The following is a 19,426-nucleotide window of genomic DNA, read 5'->3' as shown; positions in this document are numbered from 1 at the left end:
ATAAAGCAAAAATTGGCAGGCATGAGTCCGGTACAATACCGTAACCATACCAGCCAATTAGCTGCTTAAAATAAAACTCTAACTTTTTGGGGTCACATCAGTTTGTAGTCCCTTTTTTGTTTTAAAGTGTTTTTGGAGAAGGAGTGATCATCCTTCTCCATTTATGTAGATGTATCGGAAATTATCTTTTTATTGGAAGCTCAAGTGTTAATATTTCATCTTCCAAAGAAGAAAATTGCTGTTCAACCACATGTTTAACATCCATAACTGCAGCGTTATAAAAATGAGGAGCAAGTGACTCCTTTACGAACTCCAATACTCTTTCTGCTGCAAATTGAGATAATTCTTCATCTCTTTCCTGAGAAAAGAAGGTTTGAATGTCAGATACCATTAATTGTTGTTGCTCTTTTGTAAGTTTAATAAACAAAATGATTCACTCCAAACAGTATTATTTTAAATAACAATACATGCTAAATTCACATAATTACAGACTATATTTTTTCCTGAAAATTTGTACATGATAAGAATTTGGAGCAATAACTTAAACAAGAACTTAAAATTAGCTAAAAATAAATTAACTTTAACTAACAAATATGATCGATATATATTATTATGTTTTGCATTTTGGGAGGTATTGTATATGGAACATGAATTAAAAGAGTTAATAAAGAAGTGTGACTTGGCAATTAAACATGAAGATTTTGAAACACTTATGAATTACTATACTGAAGATGCTATTCTCGTTGTAAAGCCCGGTATGATTGCAAAGGGTAAAGAGGAAATCAAAAAAGCATTCATTGCAATCGCAAAATACTTTAATAACAGCATTGTACCAACCCAGGGGGAAATGATTATTTTGGAAGCTGGAGACACCGCGTTAGTTATCTCTCAAACATTGCTTACCGCCGATAAAATGGACTCAGAATATTCTATGGATAGAAGAGCAACATACGTGTTTAAGAAAAACTCACAAGGTGAATGGCTGTGTGCAATCGATAACTCATACGGTACGGACATAATTAGTAATTAGGTATAAAACTTTTGATTAAAGTAAATCTTAAATAAATTAACTTTTTTTAAAATATATAAACATGGACCATCTCAATAGTGTAAAATTACACCAAGGAGATGGTGTTATGAACAAGGATTCAAAGAAATCGATTGTAAATTTATTGGGGTTTAAATCATTATTTGCACTTTTATCAACCTTCATAGTCATCATTAACTATAGCGGAAATGATGACAAAAACATTTTATTATTTATAACCAGTCCACCATTCTGGCTAATAGAGAATTACTTTAGATTCTTTACAATCACCCATATTTATCTATTTACGATTCTTTTTTGGACTATATTTGGCATTATTTTAGATTACATAATTTTAAAAATAAAAGATAGATTTATGAAGTAATGTAGAGTAGTACTTAATTTAACGATATAATTTTCATAAAAAAGTTTCCCAAGGAGTCTTTATACATGGAGCTAATTACCGGAAAGGTAGTACTTATTTCAGTATTTCTACTAATTATCACGATGATTGAAACATTAGCGTATTCAACTAGGATCTCAGGAGCTAGAGTAAAATTAATTGCCACTGCAATATCGTTATTTAGTACCATGGTCATTATCTCAAGATTTTCTACCATGATTCAACAGCCACTTACAGCAAAATTAATTGCTGAAGCACCTGAGACAAACCAGTTAACATTTATTGAGGAGCAGTATAGAATCCTAATTGGAGTAACTTCTATAGGGGTTTTGTTAGGTATCGTTCTTTTTCCCACTTTCATAAACATCTTTTCTCGGGCGATTGTCCAATTGTCCAATGAACGGGGGTCAATTGTCGCCCTATTTGTGAAACAGTTTTCTCTAACTGGGTTAAAGAAAGTAGTTAAATGTATAAGATTACCTAGGCTCTCTTATTTAAAAGGAATTACGATGAAAACTATCCCGAAACGGATATTTGTTGTAAATGTTATTATTTCAGCAATTTATACCGTTGGAGTCCTATCTTCCATATATGCATCGATGTTAGTTCCTAAAGATTATGGTCAAGCGGCCAGCATGTCTTCTGGAATAATAAATGGCGTCGCCACAATATTATTAACACTGTTTATTGATCCAAAGGCATCCGTATTAGCCGATAGGGTAGTCAAAAAACAAAGCGATTATATTTATTTAAAAAGTTATTCGTTAACAATGATCAGCTCCAAATTTGTAGGCACAGTGGTTGCCCAACTAATCTTTCTTCCAGCTGCATATTATGTTGCCTGGTTTGCAAAGTGGATTTAGTTGAAAACGCAACTATTGGAAATATGTAAAACAGAAATTAAGAAGGCTATCCAAGTCTAATACTCTAGACTTAAGGATAGCCGATTTTATTTTAATCAATAAAATAATTTAGTTTGAAGAATATCAAGGGCAAGTTCAATTTCCTCTAAATCCTTCTTCGAAGCATTTTGTATTCGATGTAGAAAACGAGTTTCTATAGATGCAAAGGCTTCCTTCATCATGGTTTCCCCAACAATTGAGAGACGAATATATTGCTTACGTCGATCATCAGTATCATGAATCTTCTCAATTAATCCTTTTTCATGCAATTTTCTAAGCTCTCGACTTGTGTTTGGCATAGACATATTCTGACAATCGCTAATTTCACTTGGAGTTACAGGTTGACTAACCGCAAGATATTCTAGAATGTGATATTGAATTTGCGATATTGAATCGGATTTCACATCTTTTGTTAATTCATATGTCACACGATGAACAGAAGTTGTAAATGCTACAAGTTTATTGAATAGGGTTTTTTTGTCCATTCTTTCACCTCTTACAGACAAGATAACAAATATGTTATCAAAATACAATTATCATTTGATAAGTAAATGGATGAGTGATACAATTTACTTATCAAATGATAACTAAGGGGCGAGACTATGAAGATGCTTGTCGTTTATACCTATCCAAATCATAACAGTCTAAATTATGCATTTTTACAAAAAGTCATTCAAGGAAGTAACAAAAATCCTAATATAAAGGAGTTACAGGTTCTGGATTTATATGAAGAGGATTTTAATCCACTTCTCGTGTTTAACGAGCAAAAACGAAGACGAAATATGCATTCGGATCCTAGTATTGAAAAATATCGAAACCAAATTACATGGGCTGACAAGATTGTTTTTATCTATCCGATATGGTGGGGAAGACCTCCCGCAATGCTTCTAGGGTACATTGATCAATTATTTGCTTCCAATTTTGCCTATAAAGATAAGAGTGGGCTTTTCCCGGAGGGGCTTTTGAAAGGAAAGTCGGTTGTGTGTGTGTCAACTATGAAGGGGCCTACCCACTATCCATTTCTCTGGTTAAATAATGCACATAAAATTTTGATGAAAAAAGCGTTATTTAATTTTGTGGGAATCAAGAAAGTGAAGTTCTTTGAATTTGGAAATATGGAAAGCCCAAAGGGAAACCAAACGAAAAAGCTAGATAAGATTTATAATTATTTTAAAAAAATAAACCATTAAAGATATTTTTTTTAACTCCAGCTCGAATAAAAATTAACAAGGTGTTTTTTTGGAGAAAACTCCGTTAATATAGGCATTAGGTATAGTCAATATGACTTTATCTATTGCCTTTTATTATTGGAAAGATTTGAGGATGAAAACAAATTGGAAATAAAACAAGAGGAAAGAACAACCTATATATATACTTTTGCAAGTTATGAGGACGAACGATCTTTGTGTGCTTTAGAGATGCGTTCGCTATTTGGGAATGAGTCACAAACGGGCATTTTGGAAAGCGAAGCAAAAATAGACCCAAGTCGAAGTCCATTTATAAAGGAAAGAATTACGGTCATGTATGAGGCCGAAAATTTTCAACATCTCCTTAATCAAGTTGAAACCCTTCAAGTGAAGGGGGAGACCTTCAAAGTGATCTATGTAAAAACAGGTAGTCCTGCAAAAACTAAAGAAGCAGGATTTGAGAACCGCCGTGCAATGGAAAAGGAGATTGGATTACATATTAATGGTATTGCTGACATTCATCATCCTAACCGCTTGTTTGCTGTCATGCATGTTAACGGAAGATGGGTGTTCGGTGACTATGTGAAAGGTGAGTCTGTTTGGTTTCGTCACCAACAAAAGCCACACAGTTACTCCACTGCTCTTAACACTCGTGTGGCAAGAGCAGTCGTTAATATCGCCATTCCTGACCCTTGTGGGATAAAGGCAATAGATCCATGCTGTGGAATTGGAACGGTATTAATAGAAGCATTATCAATGGGGATTGATATTGCGGGTAGTGACAGAAACCCCCTAGTTCTTGGCGGAACTAGAGAGAATATCGCTTATTTTGGGTATTCCTGTGAAGTAAAATTGACCGATATCCGTGATATTACGAACCATTATGATGTAGCCATAATCGATTTGCCTTACAATTTATGTTCTGTCATTACTCCAGCCGAACAGCTCGAGATGCTACAAAGTGCCCGTAAGTTTGCGGAAAAAGTCGTAGTGGTAACCGTTGAGCCAATCGATGAAACTCTAATAAAAGCCGGTTTTGCCATTAAAGACCGAGCTGTTGTAAAAAAAGGCACATTTAAACGTGAAGTGATTGTTTGTAAATAAATCAACCTTTCACCTAAAAGGGTGTCTTTTGAAAAGTTATTTTGTATTATTTGCAAGAAAGGGTAGGAGAGAGAAAATGGCGCAACCAAAGCGAACACAAGATGTGAGAGAACAATTTGATGATTCATTGCCAGAAAAAAATAGGAAATCATTTTTCAAAGATATAACGAGTCAAAATGTATCTTCAGGATTAATTTCTTTCACTTTAATTATGACCGGTCCAGCATTAATTATTTTACAGGCCGCAGCAGCAGGGAAGTTTTCCAGTGAGCAAACCATCAATTGGATTTTTGCCGTTTATTTCTTTGGTGGGTTATTTGGGATAGTTTTACCTCTGTTGTTCAGAATTCCAATTACCGGCGGTCATTCGATATCAGGCGTTGCCTTTTTGGCAACAGTGACAGCACATTTTACCTATCCACAGTTAATTGGCGGTTATGTGATGTCAGGCGTGCTCATTTTACTCATTGGTATATCAGGTCTTTTTACAAAAATTATGAAATGGGTCCCGAAAGAAGTCATTGCGGCAATGCTTGCAGGCTTAGTGACCAACTATGTTGTTCAGCTTGTACAAGGAGTAAAGGCCTTACCATTAATAGGCGGTGCGGCTCTAATTAGTTTTTTTATCAGCACGAAATTCTTAAAACGTATTCCAGCTGTTATGATCGCAGTAGTTGTTGCATTTATTACGTTGTTTTTAACCGAAGATCTTAGTATATCAACAAACGGACTTGCTTTTGTTTTACCATCAATACAAATGCCTGAATTTACTTGGATGGGGATGGTCACACTTGCAATACCCTTGGCTATGCTAATTTTAAGCAATGATGTGGCAACTGGAATTGGGGCACTTGAAAGTTCAACATTCGAACCTTCAATCCGAAAAATTGTCACGCTAAGCGGAGTTTTTTCGATTATTGCCAGTTTTTTTGGTGGACAAAGCGCCAACATCGCTGGGATGATGACGGCAATCTGCTCCAATGATGAAACGGGGCATAAATCAAAGCGATACATTGCTTCGGTGGTATCAGGAATTTTAACCGTGTTGTTTGGTGTATTTGCCTGGAAAATTGTTCCCTTTATCCAATCATTGCCGCAAGCATTTGTGTCCATGCTGGCAGGTTTTTCGTTAATCGGTGTTCTTTTATCCAGTTTGCAGATGGGTTTCTCGAGTAATGCTTACCGCTTAAGTGCACTATTTGCCTTCCTTATCGCTCTATCCAATATATCGTTTTTCCATATTAGTGCACCTGTATGGGGATTGGTCATCGGGGCAATCATAGCGAAAACTGTGGAGAACTAAGTTTACGAATTTTATTATTATTTTTATAAAAGTGCTGAAGTACAATTTTGATTTTAGGCCCTCTGTTGATTGGAGCACCTGGAGCGGAAATCAACTGGCTAGTTTAAACATGGCAAATAAAATGAAAATATAACAAGGACTATTTATATATGGAAAAGAATTGTAATAGATATAGGAATTCTTAGTATTGAGGTGACGGAAATGCTAAAAAACAAAATTACTGATCTTTTAACTATTAAATATCCGATTATTCAAGCTCCAATGGCAGGAGGAATTACCACTTCCCAATTAGTGGCTGCGGTTTCGAATCATGGAGGACTAGGAAATATTGGTGCAGGTTATATGAGTCCCCAACAATTACGCGACCAGATTAGCGAGATTCGGGAACTAACAGCAAACAGTTTTGGAGTTAACTTATTTGTGCCAAATGAATTTGAAGCTTCAGAGGATGAGATACACCGAGCAAGCAGTTTTCTACAGCCCATTCGAGAGCAATTAAATGTAAGCGAAACACTTAGTATAGAAATACCTGAACCCAAAAACGGATTTATCGCTTTTAAAGAACAAATCGAGGTAGTGATCGATGAAAAAGTCTCAATTTGTTCGTTTACATTTGGTATTCCTTCTAGCGAAGTAATCGACCTATTAAAACAACATAATATTATTTTAATAGGTACTGCTACAACTGTCAGAGAAGCGGTTGAAATTGAAAAGATCGGAATGGATATGGTTGTCGTACAGGGGAGTGAGGCTGGCGGGCATCGCGGGAATTTCCTGGACGGTTCTCAAAATAGTTTAGTAGGTTTGATGTCCCTTATTCCGCAAGTCGTCGATCGCGTAAATATCCCGGTGATCGCTGCAGGGGGGATAATGGATGGGAGAGGCTTACTCGCTTCTTTATGCCTGGGAGCACAAGCAGTACAAATGGGGACAGCCTTCCTAACTTGTATCGAAAGCGGAGCACATAACGTATATAAAGAAGCCATACTTAAATCACATGAAGACCAAACTGTATTAACTCGTGCATTTTCAGGTAAATGGGCAAGAGGAATTAATAATCAGTTCATCCAGAATACGGAGGAGCATCAACACACTTTTCCGGAGTTTCCCGTGCAAAACACTCTTACACAATCGATTAGAAAAGCAGCTGCATCACAAAATAATCAGGAGTTCATGTCCCTCTGGTCAGGACAAAGTCCAAGGTTAGCGAAAATTCAAACCGTGGAATCATTAATTCATCAAATGATCGATGAAGCTGAAAAAATCAAAGTATAATAGTTTGATATCAAGGGGGGGCAATCGGTGTATATCACCTTTACGATTCTTGGATCAGTTTTTATTTTGATTACCATAATCCGTATGAATGCCAATCGGAATTGGAAGCTTATTTACACGACCTTTGGCAATGAGGAATACTTTAAGATTATTAGCAAATTAAAAGACGCAGGAATTAAGTATAAAGTGGTTACACCCTTCAGAGGAATGGATACTCGTAATGTTCGTTTTATTGATAATACTCAATATGATATCTATGTAAAAAAAGAAGATGAACATAAAGCCATAGGAGCATTTCATACAAACAGTTAATCTGTTAAAACGGAGGGAGTGAATAAAATGCCGATTATTACAGTGAAGATAGCAAAAGGAAGGACCAGTGACCAAAAACAACAATTCGTAGAAGCCGTAACGAAAGAAGCGGTAAAGACTCTTAATGTTAAAGCGGAATGGGTCACAATCATTTTTGATGAGTATGATCGAGAAAATTGGGCATCGAACGGACAACTTCACTCTCTTAAATTTGGCGAAGGTTTTGGGATGAAAGGGACCGAATAATTCTTGTTTTTTAAAATAACAAAAGGAAAGAACGGGCATCAGAATACCAATCTGATGCCCGTTTTACATCCCCACTATAACCTGAAACCAAATGTTTACACGAAATCCGGGTTATTTCCGCCCGAAGTCCGCCTTGATTTCGCCCAGCTTGTTCGTATCCCATTTCATAATTTTATTCGAATATTGATTTTCTCTTAACCACTTTTCTGCTCGTTCGATCATGTTCCAAACCTGTTCCGTTTTAGCATTTCGCACCAGGCTTGTATTCGCTTTTTTATTTCTTACCCAAGACAGCGCGGTTACGGAATCTGAATAAATATCGGTGTTCAAGCCCTGTTTTTTCAATAAAGAAAGCGCATGGACGATCGCGAGAAATTCACCAATATTATTGGTCCCAAGTATCGGACCAAAATGAAAGAGGACCTCACCGGTTTTCGTTGAAACGCCTTGATATTCCATCATGCCAGGATTGCCGCTGCAGGCAGCATCAACGGAGATGCTATTTTCGTTTATTACAACTGTTTCTGTTGAACGAGTTCCCTTTTTGGCTGTTGAGGCTCCTTTTGGAGCTGCAGAATAACCGCTCGACTTTCCGCCTTCGAAAGCTTTCTTTGCCTCATCTAATGTGGGAAACGATTTAAAACTTGCCCCCTGAAACCCTTTTGTTTGTTCCTCACATTCAGCCCAAGTATTGAATATTCCAGTTTTTCTGCCTCTCCAAACCACATAGTACTTTTTCTTTTCTGCCATGTATGTTAGTCCTCCAAATAAAGAGAATAAATGGTACAACTGCTAATGAAATCCATTATAACAAATTTTTGTGCAGGATATTCTTGTTCTCTTTATTATAAAAGGATAAATATTCTACCCAAAATTATTTATCCCCGTGTGCCGGTTGATCTACACCTGTTACATGATGGCGGTGTCCGGTATTATGTAATCAAGGGCTCTTTCTTATCCCCTTGAAATTTCCAATATGACTGGACCCGTCTCTTCAAAAATGTTTTTTCATTTATGTTGATTTATAATAGAAGTTGAGAAGCTAACAAGATCTGCAGGCATATATCAAACTGCTTAAGGAGGCGGTTTATGTGCTTAGAATGGTCTGGGGGTTATTTTTTCTAGGAAGCAGTGTTTTCAATCTTTCCTATACGTTTTCACATCCGGAATTTTACGAACAATTTGCCGATATGGCTTTGTTCAATTTTTATGCTGATTTGATTGAAAACATTGTCGTACCGTATGCGGAGTGGTTTACTGTAACATTGGCCCTGTTTGAGTTGGTTGTCGGTCTGTTTGTTTTATCGAAAAACGTCTATGTTAAGATAGGAATCTACGCAAGTCTATTCTTCACGGTTTTACTAATTCCGGTGATCCCACCATATACGTATCTAAACTTCGTAGTGGCGATCATTCCTATCTACTTACTGCGAAAATCATATCCAGACCCTTTCTATCATGATTTTACAAATATGATGCATCACAAAGGGATATGAACAAGTTTTGTTAAATGATTGACAAATTCCACAATGTCCTAGTTTTGTGGAATTTTTCTTTATAAACTAGTTACAAGTACTTTAGCCGCTTGCAAATGAGGTGATCCGTTTGATTAGGAAGAGAATTCGCCATATACAACGCTATCGAGAAATCGTGAATGCTTTAATCCGGTATGGCTTTGGTTTTATCATCAAAGAATTAGGGTTAACCGAGCTACTTTCGATGCCTAAAAGATTATTTGTCGAGGTAAACACCGAATCTCACTATAAAACAACAGGAGAACGGATCAAATTGTTTTTGGAGGAACTCGGACCCACCTTTGTCAAAATGGGGCAGGTCGCAAGCACCCGATACGATATCATTCCTGCACATATTATTGAAGAACTCGAAAAGCTGCAGGACAGTGCACCGCAATTTTCATATGATAAAGTGACCGAAACCATTGAAGAAGAGTTTGGCCTTAAGGTGGACCAGATTTTCAAAGAGTTTTGCGAAACACCGTTAGCAGCTGCATCTATTGGACAGGTGCATTTTGGTGTCCTTAAAACCGGGGAAAAGGTTGCGGTGAAAATCCAAAGACCAAACATGAGAACAGTTATTGAAACGGATTTAGAAATCTTGCAAGACTTGGCCATTTTGGCAGAACAGCGTCTCGATTGGGCTTCAAGGTATCAAATAAGGGATATTGTCGAGGAGTTTTCGAAATCGCTTCGCGAAGAAATTGATTATACGATCGAAGGCAGAAATGCCGAAAAAATTGCTAAGCAGTTTGTAAATGACCCAAAAGTAGTTATTCCGAAAGTTTATTGGGATTGTACAACGAAAAAAGTCCTGACGATGGAGTTCGTTGAGGGTACGAAGTTAAATGAAACGGACAAGCTTAAAGAAATGGGAAATGACAATAAAGCTTTAGCTAAGCGGATTGTTGATTCGATCCTTCATCAAATTTTGATTGAAGGGTATTTTCATGGTGACCCTCATCCAGGGAATATCCTGGCTTTACCAGAGGACGGCATCATCTTCCTCGATTTTGGCATGGTCGGGAAGCTCACCCCAGAAATGAAATATCATCTTGCTTCGTTGGTGATTGCCTTAATGCGCCAACAAACGGATGATGTTATTAAAGCGATTACCCATATGGGGATTGTTCCGGAAGATATAAATCTTCCAGAGCTTCGCGGTGATGTTGAGAAGTTAAATGAGAAATACTATGATGTTGCTTTAAGTCAGGTCAGTCTAGGGCAGGTTGTAAATGATTTGTTTTTAGTAGCCTACCGCCATGGAATTAGGATTCCATCGGATTTAACCCTTTTAGGCAAGACCTTACTCACGATGGAAGGGATTGTTGTTAAGCTTGATCCGGAAATCAGTATCCTCAAGGTCGCTGAACCTTTTGGAAAACGGTTGTTAATGGAGCGTTACTACCCGAAGAAAGTGGCCGGGAATTTGTGGCACCAGCTCGTGAACCTCGGTGAATTCCTTGCCGAGCTGCCTAGAAGTATGAAAGAACTCAATCATTTGTTTAAAAATGGGAAAATGAGACAGGAAATTTCTTTTCCGGAAATTGACTTGATTCTTTCCAAATTTGATAAAATCAGCAATCGTATTACTTTTAGTATTAGTTTGTTGGCATTTAGTATTATTATGGCCGGACTTATAATTGGGTCTGCACTAGTAGGTCAGTCTTCGATGTTGATGTTGAAAATACCGATTATAGAAATTGGGTTTGGAATAGCAACCTTTATGTTTTTGTTGTTATTATTTTCGATTTTTAGGTCAGGAAGATTTTAAATTTCGCTTTTGCTTTTACCTTGTTTAAAAATAATTATGGACTATTTGGTAAAGAATAAATCTATGTAATCAATTTAAAAGCTTAAGGGGGCGTAATGGTTGGCGCTAACACCAGAGCAAAAGGTCGAACTACATGGGTTTAATAATTTAACAAAAACATTAAGCTTTAATATGTACGATATATGTTTTACGAAAACCACCAGCGAACGAGAGGCTTATTTTCACTATATTGAAAAACAATATAACGCCGACAGACTGACGAATATTTTAACAAATGTATCTGAAATTATCGGGGCACATGTATTAAATATTGCTAAACAAGACTATGTTCCACAAGGGGCCAGTGTGACTTTTTTAGTTTCAGAGGGGCCAGTCGTCGAGGTGCCGAGAGATACATATGATGAAACTCCGGGTCCACTCCCCGAAGCGGTTACGATGTCTCTTGATAAAAGTCATATTACTGTACATACTTATCCAGAGTCCCATCCTGATGAAGGAATCAGTACATTTCGCGCTGATATTGATGTATCAACATGTGGAGAAATTTCTCCGCTTAAGGCGCTCAATTATCTGATCCATTCATTTGATACGGATATTATGACGATTGATTACCGCGTTCGTGGTTTTACGAGAGATATTAGTGGTCATAAACTCTTTATTGATCACGAGATTAGTTCGATTCAAAACTATATTCCAGACGAGATTAAAGAGTTATACCATATGATCGATGTGAATGTATACCAGGAAAATATTTTCCATACAAAATGCAAGCTAAGGGAATTTGATTTAAACAATTATTTATTTGGATATACAAAGGAAAAATTAAGTCCGCAGGAAGTGAAGGATATAACTGAAAGAGTAAATTGGGAAATGGATGAGATTTTTTACGGAAAAAATATTCCGGAATAGGCAATTTATATGGGAAAACGAGCTACCGATTGAGGGGGAGCTCGTTTTTTAATTGTTTGCGGATGTAGACTAGAAGACGTACACGGGAATTGGTTATTAGTGTCCTAAACGGTGTTGAGTACAGAAAAAGAGGGTACTAAACATTCTATTAGTGCCCTAACCGGTGTTGAGTACAGAAAAAGAAGGAGCTAAACATTCTATTAGTACCCTAAACGGTGCTGAGTTCAGAAAAAGAGGGCGCTAAACATCTGTTAGAGCCCTAAACGGTGTGGAGTACAGAAAAAGAGGGAGCTAAACATTCTGTTAGAGCCCTAACCGTTGTTGAGTACACAAAAAGAGGGTGCTAAACTTCTGTTAGTTCCCTAACCGGTGCTGAGTACACAAAAAGAGGGCACTAAACATTCTATTAGTGCCCTAACCGGTGTTGAGTACACAAAAAGAGGGCGCTAAACATTCTATTAGTACCCTAACCGGTGCTGAGTTCTGAAAAATAGGTCACTAAACCCGCAATAGTGACCCAAAACCCCGATAATTCCATAAAAAAAGGTCACTAACACCAAAATAAGAAAATAGACCATACCGAAGACCTTACAATTTGTTACCAAACGGTAACAAGTTATAATGAACATGGAGGTGAATTGGAATGTCTCGGATGCAGGATAAGCTGTTTAATTGTGAGAAAGAATTAACTCTTTCAGTAATTGGAGGCAAGTGGAAGATGCTGATATTGTGGCATCTTGGCAAAGAGGGAACGAAACGGTTTGGCGAATTAAAGTCGCTTATGCCGGGTATAACCCAAAGGATGTTAGTCAACCAATTACGGGAGCTAGAGGAAGACTTGATTATTGAACGAAAAGTCTATCCTGTTGTGCCTCCAAAAGTGGAGTATTCACTGACTGAACAAGGCCAAACATTAATGCCCATTCTAGACTCCATGTATGAATGGGGCAAAAACTATATCGAAACGGTCATCAACAATCAAGAAATAAAGGCAGATTCAAGTAAATAAGTTAGGATCCACATCTGTTTCAGCCTCAAACAAAACATACGATTCACAGTATACTTTTCCACACTATGTTACAACAAAGTGCGTACTTGTTAATAATGATGGTTTGCCTAATAATACGGTTTATAATCATTTTAAAAAAGCTAAGGAAAGAGGGGGATAACATGAAACTTAGAGTCTCTGCGGTTCAATACCATTTACATACGATTGCTTCTTTTGAAGAATTTGAAAAGCAGGTCGAGCATTATATTAAAACGGCAGAAGAATTTGCTGCTGATTTTGTTTTATTTCCGGAATTTTTTACTACCCAGCTCATGTCAATTGATAAAGCAGATAAACAACCGATAACCATTCAAGACTTGCCTGATTATACAGAGCAATACCGTTCATTATTTATAAAGCTTGCCAAACAAACCAATATGTATATTATTGGCGGAACTCATGTACTCCGGAAGGGAGATCGTCTATATAATGTTGCTCATATGTTTTACCCGGATGGACGCGTTGTTGAGCAGGCAAAGCTCCATATCACTCCTACCGAAGTTCATGAATGGAATATGACCCCAGGTGAAGACCTCCAAGTTTTTGAAACGGACAAAGGGACAGTTGCTCTGTTAACTTGCTATGACATCGAATTCCCAGAAATTGTGCGAATGGCAAAAGCAAAGGGGGCAGACGTAATTTTCTGTCCTTCATGCACAGACGACCGCCATGGCTTCCATCGTGTTCGCTATACAAGCCATGCGAGAGCGATTGAAAATCAGGTCTATGTTGTTACCACAGGTACGGTCGGAGCGCTTCCAAAGGTTGATTTTATGAGAGCCAATTTTGGACAAGCCGTTGTGATTACCCCAAATGATATTCCATTTCCACCGAAAGGAATTTTAGTAGAAGGAGAAATAAATCAGGATATGATTGTTACTGCTGATCTTGATTTAGAGCTCCTTTACAAGGTACGCGAAAGCGGCTCGGTTACAACATGGCGTGATCGTCGTACTGATCTTTATCCAGATTGGGAAACGAAATAAGCAGGAGGCTGGTCCCGATGTATCGGAAAGAGTTTTTTGTGTTTGACCAAGACAATCCTATCCCGGCCGTGATCCGAAATTATCAACAGCAGGACTTTCCGGCATTAATCAAAATTCAGCAGGAAAGTTTTCCTCCTCCATTTCCATCAGAATTATGGTGGAATGAAGAGCAATTAACCAATCACGTCACTCTTTTCCCAGAAGGTGCATTGTGCATTGAGGTGGATGGTGAAATGGCCGGTTCCATGACAGGGCTGCTGGTTGATTTCAATCCGGCCCATCCTGATCATACATGGGAGGAAATCACTGATAATGGTTATATCCGTAATCATAACCCTAACGGAGATACGTTGTATGTAGTCGATATCGGTGTAAGACCTGCTTATCGCAAACTTGGCTTGGGGAAATGGTTGATGCAATCCATGTATGACGTAGTCATCCACAAGCGCTTGAAAAGATTGCTCGGTGGGGGAAGAATACCGGGATACCATAAAGTTGCTGACGAAATGTCCCCTGAGCAATATCTAGAGGCTGTGATTAAGGGAGAACTGAAGGACCTGGTGATTACCTTTTTGCTTCGGTGCGGACGTACTCCTGTAAAAGTAGCCCCAAACTATTTAGAGGATCAAGAATCATGTAATTATGCTGCTTTGATGGAGTGGAAAAACCCCTTTTATTTTTTTGACAAAGGAGAATGAGAAATGGAGTACCTGAGAATAACCAATATTAATGACCCATTGTTTAAACAAATGCATCAACTAATGCAGGAGATTTTTCCGCCTGAAGAAGTGTTAGAATTTGAACTGTGGAAGGAACCGTTAGAGGACCCAGGTATTCGTGTTTTTGTGGCCGTGCATGATCAAAAGGTGGTTGGGGCAACGGAATACCGATACTATGAAGATTTTAATGTAGCGATGACGGATTTTACGATAATCGGTCAAGCAGGTCTTGGTATCGGTCCATTTTTAGCCGACAAGCGATTAGAAGATTTGCGTTCATTAGCTTCTGAGAGTGGGCAGCAGTTATTAGGGATGTTTGCTGAAATTTACGACCCATATCGGGTTGCTGATTACGAATTTGGCGGTGTGAAACCGATGGATCCATATGTTCGGCGCGAGGTATTGGCACACCTTGGCTACAAACGGCTCGATTTCAGTTATGTTCATCCATCCTGGAATAATGACGGGGAGGCTGTAACAGGGCTTGATTTATGCTTTCTGCCAATGGTAGCAGGGGTTGAGGGATTGCCTTCTCAATTAATTGTCAATTTCCTAAGACGATATTATTCAGTTCTATCGAATAAACCGGAGGCTTGGCTCGGTATGATTGCTGAGCTTGAAACGAGAGAAAATATTTCATTATTACCAATATAAATCTGGTAGTGTACTAAAAAAACGGTAGATATGGCATGAACTAGAATTGTTACCAATCTGCTTGCGTGTTTTGAAAATATCTGTTAAAATTAAGAGAATTATTCCTGTTCCGTATATAGGGAAGAAGATTATAATGCTTTTCGCCTGGATACAAAAAGAGCAAGAATAGTAATACAATGGTGTTTTTCACACTAGGAGGCAACAAACATGGAAAAAGGTAAAGTAAAATGGTTTAACGCAGAAAAAGGTTTCGGCTTCATCGAGCGCGAAGGCGGAGACGATGTATTCGTACATTTCTCAGCAATCCAAGGCGAAGGCTTCAAAACTCTTGAAGAAGGTCAATCAGTATCTTTTGACGTAGAACAAGGTGCTCGCGGACCTCAAGCTGCTAACGTTGTTAAAAACTAATTTTTGATTTAACCTTGAAACAGACCTGTAAAGGTCTGTTTTTTATTGTTTAAAAATAGGCTGTATTAAAGAAGAATATTGACTTTGACACGCTGTTGATTGGAGCGGAAGGGGCTTGACTCCTGCGGGAGCAGGTGTCACGGGAGACCCCGCAGGCGCTAAGGCGCCGAGGAGGCTCCCGGACTCCGCCGCGGAAAGCGAGCACCTGGAGCGGAAATCAACATGCATGTTATATAGTTAAAAATAAATACGTTTTAAAGGAATATTTGAGCAATTAAGTAATAAATATGCTATTATCGAAAAGTATAGCTAAAAGTAAAGGAGATTTTTAAAGGATGTTGAAGCGCGTACTCAAACTGATGGCTATTTCAGCTGTGTTAACACTTGCATTAAATTTAGGGACAAGCGTCTTTGCAGATAGTAATAGCAATGACGAAGAAGTGATTGATGAACAATACGGATTGCCGATCGTTGTATACGGAGAAGCCCTTTCTCCAAGTCAAAAAGAGGAAGTAAGGTCACTATTGGGTGTGAAAGATCCAAGCAAGGTAAAGGAAATTACTGTTACTGGAGATGATCTTGTAACCTATATTAAGGGTGACCGTCACTCTAATATGTATTCCTCCGCTAAAATTACCAGAAAAGATTCTGGAGAAGGACTCGTGATCAAGCAGGTAACGCCGGAAAACATTACTGAGGTTACAAATGAAATGTATGGGAACGCCCTGTTGACTGCAGGGATACAGGATGCAGTTGTTGAAGTAGCTTCACCTGTAAAAGTAACTGGGCACTCTGCATTAGTGGGGATTTATAAAGCGTATGATGCGGGTGAAGGTGCCGGTCTAGATAAGGACCGTACTGAAGTCGCAAATGAAGAGCTGAATCTCGCAACTGACCTAGCTAAAAAAGAAGGTTTAGACCAGGATAAAGTAAGTGAACTTCTAACTGAAATTAAGAAGGAAATTGCTGCGCAAAATCCAGCAACAAAAGAAGAAGTGGCGCAAATTGTTGATGAACAATTAAAGGCACTAGGGATCCAATTAAGCGACCAAGACCGTCAGCTTCTTATCGATTTGTTTGAAAAAATGCGTGGTCTAAATATTAATTTTGATAATGTTCAATCCCAACTTGAAAATCTTTCACAAGATATTCAAAAGAGAATTGAAGAAACCATCGGAGATCCAGGCTTTTTGCAAAAAGTATCCGATTTCTTTAAAGAATTAATCAATAGTATTAAGAGTATCTTTTCTTAAGCAGGGGACTTCCTCTGCTTTTTTTTGTTGTTTGTGTTAAAGCTTAGTGTTGATTTTTTACGCAATGTTGATTGGAGCGGAAGGCGCTTGACTCCTGCGGGAGCAGCGTGACAGGCGAGACCCCACAGGAGCTTTAGCTCCGAGGAGGCTCACCGCCCGCCCCGCGGAAAGCAAGCGCCTGGAGCGGAAATCAACAGTCAAGTTTAACATAAAATTTTATTTAAAAAAACGAGCAAACTCTGAGTTAGAATTGCCCGTTGGTACTTTATTAAGTAATCGTTTCTTTAAATTTTGGTTGGCTTAATTTGTATTTTTTAAGCTTCCGATAGAGTGTTGAGCGGGCTATGTTCATTTTCTTAGCAACCGCTGATAAATTCCAATTGGTTTCTTCTAAAAGGGTAATGAGCATTTTCCGTTCCTCAGTATCTATAAAGGAGAGCCCCAGTTTTGGGATTACATTTGACCGACTAGTTAGATCATCTTGCAAGTAAGAAGGTAAATCCGTCATTCCAATCGTTGAAGTTTCACAAAAGAGTACAGCATGCTCGAGAACATTTTGTAATTCGCGAATATTACCCGGCCAAGAATACATAGCAAAAAAACGCAACGTTTCGTCCGATATGGTTATGTCCGCCTTCTCATATTTTTCTATATAAGATTTTAAGAAAAAATCAGCTACCAAAAGAATGTCATCCTTCCGTTCGCGAAGCGGAGGAATGTTGACGCTTACAACGTTGAGCCTAAATAATAAATCCTCACGGAAAAGACCTTGTTTGCAAAGGTCGAATAAATTTTTATGTGTGGCAGCAATGATCCTTACATTTACTGAAATGGGCTGAGAGGATCCTATTCTGGTAATTTCCTTTTCTTGTAGGACACGAAGCAAGTGTACCTGCAGTTCAAGCGGCATTTCGCCAATTTCATCTAAAAACAGAGTACCTCCATTTGCCTCCTCAAACTTTCCTTTTTTTCCGTCCTTTAAAGCACCAGTAAACGCACCTTTTTCATACCCAAATAATTCGCTTCCGATCAATTCCTTTTGAATTGCACCACAGTTTATTGCAAGGAAAGGTTTATCACTCCGTTGGCTAGATTTATGTATCGATTGGGCAATTTTTTCCTTTCCTGTGCCGCTTTCGCCTAGGAGAAGGATTGGAACATTAGATGGAGCGGCTTTATAGCATTTATTTACAGCTGATAGAAATCCTTCAGAGTTACCAATTACATCGGGCCATGGGCCTTTTTTGTGATTAGGGGAAGGGAGTGTTGATAAACTCCTTTTCTTTTCTTTTAATACCATCTTATATCCGGCAATTGTTCCTAAGTAATGGATCTGTTTCATTTTGATTAGCTGATAGTTTCCGATATTCACTTCAGTTGTTGGAATAATCGGATCCGAGCATGGAGCGATATTGGTTAGTTCAGCGATGATGTTAAGGAAACTAGGGCTCGAACGCAAACTAGTACCAGGAGAAAGTTTTAGCTCCTCCTCTAATTTATGGCTGCCTTTTACCGCAAAAAAGGCGTGATTAAGCACCAAAACATGCTCGTTTTTCCATTTTGCTACCCCTTGGAAATACGACTCTGTTAAATAATGATTTACCCTCATATAAATATGTGCCAATTGATTTTCAATGACTTGTGCCAAGGAAACAGCCAATCCTAATGTATGAGGCTGGGCGTTGCCCCAAAATCCAGTGAAATCGAGTGCTCCAATCGTTTCCTTTGTAAATGGATGGGTGATGGGTGCTGATGAACATGTCCACGGATGGCAGCCTTCGCAAAAATGTTCTGCAGAGAAAATTTGAATGGGAGATCTGGTCACGATACTAGTACCAATTGCATTTGTACCAGCACTTGATTCACTCCAATCCATACCAGGAGCAAAATTCATTTTTTCTGCTTCGCGCAATACTTGGGGCTCACCTTTTAAATATATAATGTAGCCATCTTTGTTTGATAGGGTGATCAAATATCCAGTTCCAGACATTTTCTGAAAAAAATCATCAATGATCGGCTTTGCTATTTGGTACAGTTCAGATTCCTTCCATAACTGTTTCAGTTCATGTTCGGTTAAGATAGCATTTGTTTGCATTTGTCTCGGGTTTACACCTGTTTCCTGACAGCGCACCCACGATTCAAATACATTTTTTCTTATTTTTTCAATTCTTCCGTCCTCCAACGATTTCGATACGAATTTTTCCCATAAACTAGCTAATTCCCTTGTTTTGCTGGGTAAATCTTGGGTTGAAAAGATTGAAATATAAGGATTTACCATCACTTTCCCCCTTGGAAACGAAAGTATATTTAATTTTAAGAATATTTTAACAGTTATTCCTGTAAAAGTGTATCGGACAATTCTCCCATCCCATTGTTTCACGCTTCAACTGAAGCGCTACAGT

Annotated in this window: 21 protein-coding genes; 17 read left to right on the top strand and 4 right to left on the bottom strand. The window is 38.3% G+C overall.

Features of this window, described 5'->3' with window-relative positions; genetic code table 11:
• Positions 1-181: 181 nt before the first annotated feature.
• Positions 182-427 carry a DUF2164 domain-containing protein gene (locus tag ACI48O_RS17770; RefSeq protein ID WP_435563193.1) on the bottom strand — a complete coding sequence of 82 codons (246 nt, stop codon included), beginning with the start codon at positions 425-427 and terminating at the stop codon, positions 182-184.
• 213 nt (positions 428-640) lie between these two features.
• Between ACI48O_RS17770 and ACI48O_RS17765 the strand changes: the two genes are divergently transcribed.
• Both ACI48O_RS17765 and ACI48O_RS17760 read left to right on the top strand, forming a co-directional pair.
• Complete coding sequence (locus ACI48O_RS17765; RefSeq protein WP_435563192.1) at positions 641-1,030, top strand: YybH family protein; 390 nt, start codon at positions 641-643, stop codon at positions 1,028-1,030.
• 447 nt (positions 1,031-1,477) lie between these two features.
• Positions 1,478-2,293 (top strand): lipid II flippase Amj family protein, encoded by an 816-nt coding sequence (locus tag ACI48O_RS17760; RefSeq protein WP_435563191.1) that lies wholly within the window; start codon positions 1,478-1,480, stop codon positions 2,291-2,293.
• 95 nt (positions 2,294-2,388) lie between these two features.
• Here the strand turns inward: ACI48O_RS17760 and ACI48O_RS17755 are convergent, their stop codons facing one another.
• Positions 2,389-2,817: a MarR family winged helix-turn-helix transcriptional regulator gene (locus tag ACI48O_RS17755; RefSeq protein WP_435563190.1), complete on the bottom strand. Its 429-nt coding sequence runs from the start codon at positions 2,815-2,817 to the stop codon at positions 2,389-2,391.
• A gap of 117 nt (positions 2,818-2,934) precedes the next feature.
• Between ACI48O_RS17755 and ACI48O_RS17750 the strand changes: the two genes are divergently transcribed.
• The 6 genes from ACI48O_RS17750 (at position 2,935) to ACI48O_RS17725 (ending at position 7,759) form a co-directional block, all read left to right on the top strand.
• The gene (locus tag ACI48O_RS17750) at positions 2,935-3,522 is read left to right on the top strand and encodes an NAD(P)H-dependent oxidoreductase (protein ID WP_435563189.1); all 588 of its coding nucleotides are present in this window, start codon (positions 2,935-2,937) and stop codon (positions 3,520-3,522) included.
• A gap of 144 nt (positions 3,523-3,666) precedes the next feature.
• On the top strand, positions 3,667-4,623 hold the full coding sequence (locus ACI48O_RS17745; RefSeq protein WP_435563188.1) for a TRM11 family SAM-dependent methyltransferase: 957 nt from the start codon (positions 3,667-3,669) through the stop codon (positions 4,621-4,623).
• A 76-nt stretch (positions 4,624-4,699) separates the two neighbouring features.
• Positions 4,700-5,926 carry a benzoate/H(+) symporter BenE family transporter gene (locus ACI48O_RS17740; protein ID WP_435563187.1) on the top strand — a complete coding sequence of 409 codons (1,227 nt, stop codon included), beginning with the start codon at positions 4,700-4,702 and terminating at the stop codon, positions 5,924-5,926.
• Between the two features lie 201 nt (positions 5,927-6,127).
• Positions 6,128-7,201, top strand: coding sequence for an NAD(P)H-dependent flavin oxidoreductase (locus ACI48O_RS17735; protein ID WP_435563186.1), 1,074 nt, complete (start codon positions 6,128-6,130; stop codon positions 7,199-7,201).
• Positions 7,202-7,228: 27 nt separating this feature from the next.
• A complete protein-coding gene (locus ACI48O_RS17730; protein ID WP_435563185.1) occupies positions 7,229-7,513 on the top strand; it encodes a hypothetical protein in 285 nt (94 codons plus the stop codon).
• 27 nt (positions 7,514-7,540) lie between these two features.
• On the top strand, positions 7,541-7,759 hold the full coding sequence (locus tag ACI48O_RS17725; protein ID WP_435563184.1) for a tautomerase family protein: 219 nt from the start codon (positions 7,541-7,543) through the stop codon (positions 7,757-7,759).
• Positions 7,760-7,870: 111 nt separating this feature from the next.
• Here ACI48O_RS17725 and ACI48O_RS17720 read toward each other — a convergent pair whose 3' ends face one another.
• Positions 7,871-8,509 (bottom strand): ribonuclease H1 domain-containing protein, encoded by a 639-nt coding sequence (locus tag ACI48O_RS17720; RefSeq protein WP_435563183.1) that lies wholly within the window; start codon positions 8,507-8,509, stop codon positions 7,871-7,873.
• A gap of 341 nt (positions 8,510-8,850) precedes the next feature.
• Between ACI48O_RS17720 and ACI48O_RS17715 the strand changes: the two genes are divergently transcribed.
• The 9 genes from ACI48O_RS17715 to ACI48O_RS17675 all read left to right on the top strand — a co-directional run bounded on the left by ACI48O_RS17715 (position 8,851) and on the right by ACI48O_RS17675 (position 17,024).
• Positions 8,851-9,255 carry a hypothetical protein gene (locus ACI48O_RS17715; protein WP_435563182.1) on the top strand — a complete coding sequence of 135 codons (405 nt, stop codon included), beginning with the start codon at positions 8,851-8,853 and terminating at the stop codon, positions 9,253-9,255.
• Positions 9,256-9,364: 109 nt separating this feature from the next.
• Entirely contained in the window at positions 9,365-11,047 is a 1,683-nt protein-coding gene (locus ACI48O_RS17710) for an ABC1 kinase family protein (RefSeq protein WP_435563181.1), read from the top strand.
• Positions 11,048-11,146: 99 nt separating this feature from the next.
• Positions 11,147-11,956 carry an adenosylmethionine decarboxylase gene (speD, locus tag ACI48O_RS17705; protein ID WP_435563180.1) on the top strand — a complete coding sequence of 270 codons (810 nt, stop codon included), beginning with the start codon at positions 11,147-11,149 and terminating at the stop codon, positions 11,954-11,956.
• A 643-nt stretch (positions 11,957-12,599) separates the two neighbouring features.
• Positions 12,600-12,965: a winged helix-turn-helix transcriptional regulator gene (locus ACI48O_RS17700; protein WP_435563179.1), complete on the top strand. Its 366-nt coding sequence runs from the start codon at positions 12,600-12,602 to the stop codon at positions 12,963-12,965.
• Between the two features lie 161 nt (positions 12,966-13,126).
• Positions 13,127-13,990: a carbon-nitrogen hydrolase family protein gene (locus ACI48O_RS17695; protein ID WP_435563178.1), complete on the top strand. Its 864-nt coding sequence runs from the start codon at positions 13,127-13,129 to the stop codon at positions 13,988-13,990.
• A 17-nt stretch (positions 13,991-14,007) separates the two neighbouring features.
• Positions 14,008-14,688 carry a GNAT family N-acetyltransferase gene (locus tag ACI48O_RS17690; protein ID WP_435563177.1) on the top strand — a complete coding sequence of 227 codons (681 nt, stop codon included), beginning with the start codon at positions 14,008-14,010 and terminating at the stop codon, positions 14,686-14,688.
• Positions 14,689-14,691: 3 nt separating this feature from the next.
• Positions 14,692-15,363, top strand: a complete 672-nt coding sequence (locus ACI48O_RS17685) for a GNAT family N-acetyltransferase (protein WP_435563176.1) — start codon at positions 14,692-14,694, stop codon at positions 15,361-15,363.
• Positions 15,364-15,570: 207 nt separating this feature from the next.
• Entirely contained in the window at positions 15,571-15,771 is a 201-nt protein-coding gene (locus tag ACI48O_RS17680) for a cold-shock protein (RefSeq protein WP_435563175.1), read from the top strand.
• Positions 15,772-16,106: 335 nt separating this feature from the next.
• Positions 16,107-17,024, top strand: a complete 918-nt coding sequence (locus ACI48O_RS17675) for a DUF1002 domain-containing protein (RefSeq protein ID WP_435563174.1) — start codon at positions 16,107-16,109, stop codon at positions 17,022-17,024.
• Between the two features lie 268 nt (positions 17,025-17,292).
• Here ACI48O_RS17675 and ACI48O_RS17670 read toward each other — a convergent pair whose 3' ends face one another.
• Positions 17,293-19,302, bottom strand: coding sequence for a sigma-54-dependent Fis family transcriptional regulator (locus ACI48O_RS17670; protein ID WP_435563173.1), 2,010 nt, complete (start codon positions 19,300-19,302; stop codon positions 17,293-17,295).
• Positions 19,303-19,426: the final 124 nt, after the last annotated feature.

This window comes from Neobacillus terrisolis (assembly GCF_051233475.1).
In the GTDB taxonomy this organism is placed as follows: Bacteria; Bacillota; Bacilli; order Bacillales; family Cytobacillaceae; genus Bacillus_BU.
The sequence above is the reverse complement of the archived record's forward strand: the minus strand, read 5'-3'. Positions and strand labels throughout refer to the sequence as shown.

Excerpts from the sequence above, each read along its gene's own strand:
- ACI48O_RS17675 (WP_435563174.1), top strand. The coding sequence starts at position 16,107 with ATGTTGAAGCGCGTACTCAAACTGATGGCTATTTCAGCTGTGTTAACA.
- ACI48O_RS17725 (WP_435563184.1), top strand. The coding sequence starts at position 7,541 with ATGCCGATTATTACAGTGAAGATAGCAAAAGGAAGGACCAGTGACCAA.
- ACI48O_RS17765 (WP_435563192.1), top strand. The coding sequence starts at position 641 with ATGGAACATGAATTAAAAGAGTTAATAAAGAAGTGTGACTTGGCAATT.
- ACI48O_RS17750 (WP_435563189.1), top strand. The coding sequence starts at position 2,935 with ATGAAGATGCTTGTCGTTTATACCTATCCAAATCATAACAGTCTAAAT.
- ACI48O_RS17700 (WP_435563179.1), top strand. The coding sequence starts at position 12,600 with ATGTCTCGGATGCAGGATAAGCTGTTTAATTGTGAGAAAGAATTAACT.
- ACI48O_RS17690 (WP_435563177.1), top strand. The coding sequence starts at position 14,008 with ATGTATCGGAAAGAGTTTTTTGTGTTTGACCAAGACAATCCTATCCCG.
- ACI48O_RS17740 (WP_435563187.1), top strand. The coding sequence starts at position 4,700 with ATGGCGCAACCAAAGCGAACACAAGATGTGAGAGAACAATTTGATGAT.
- ACI48O_RS17760 (WP_435563191.1), top strand. The coding sequence starts at position 1,478 with ATGGAGCTAATTACCGGAAAGGTAGTACTTATTTCAGTATTTCTACTA.
- ACI48O_RS17685 (WP_435563176.1), top strand. The coding sequence starts at position 14,692 with ATGGAGTACCTGAGAATAACCAATATTAATGACCCATTGTTTAAACAA.
- ACI48O_RS17735 (WP_435563186.1), top strand. The coding sequence starts at position 6,128 with ATGCTAAAAAACAAAATTACTGATCTTTTAACTATTAAATATCCGATT.
- ACI48O_RS17720 (WP_435563183.1), bottom strand. The coding sequence starts at position 8,509 with ATGGCAGAAAAGAAAAAGTACTATGTGGTTTGGAGAGGCAGAAAAACT.
- ACI48O_RS17755 (WP_435563190.1), bottom strand. The coding sequence starts at position 2,817 with ATGGACAAAAAAACCCTATTCAATAAACTTGTAGCATTTACAACTTCT.
- ACI48O_RS17670 (WP_435563173.1), bottom strand. The coding sequence starts at position 19,302 with ATGGTAAATCCTTATATTTCAATCTTTTCAACCCAAGATTTACCCAGC.
- ACI48O_RS17695 (WP_435563178.1), top strand. The coding sequence starts at position 13,127 with ATGAAACTTAGAGTCTCTGCGGTTCAATACCATTTACATACGATTGCT.
- ACI48O_RS17680 (WP_435563175.1), top strand. The coding sequence starts at position 15,571 with ATGGAAAAAGGTAAAGTAAAATGGTTTAACGCAGAAAAAGGTTTCGGC.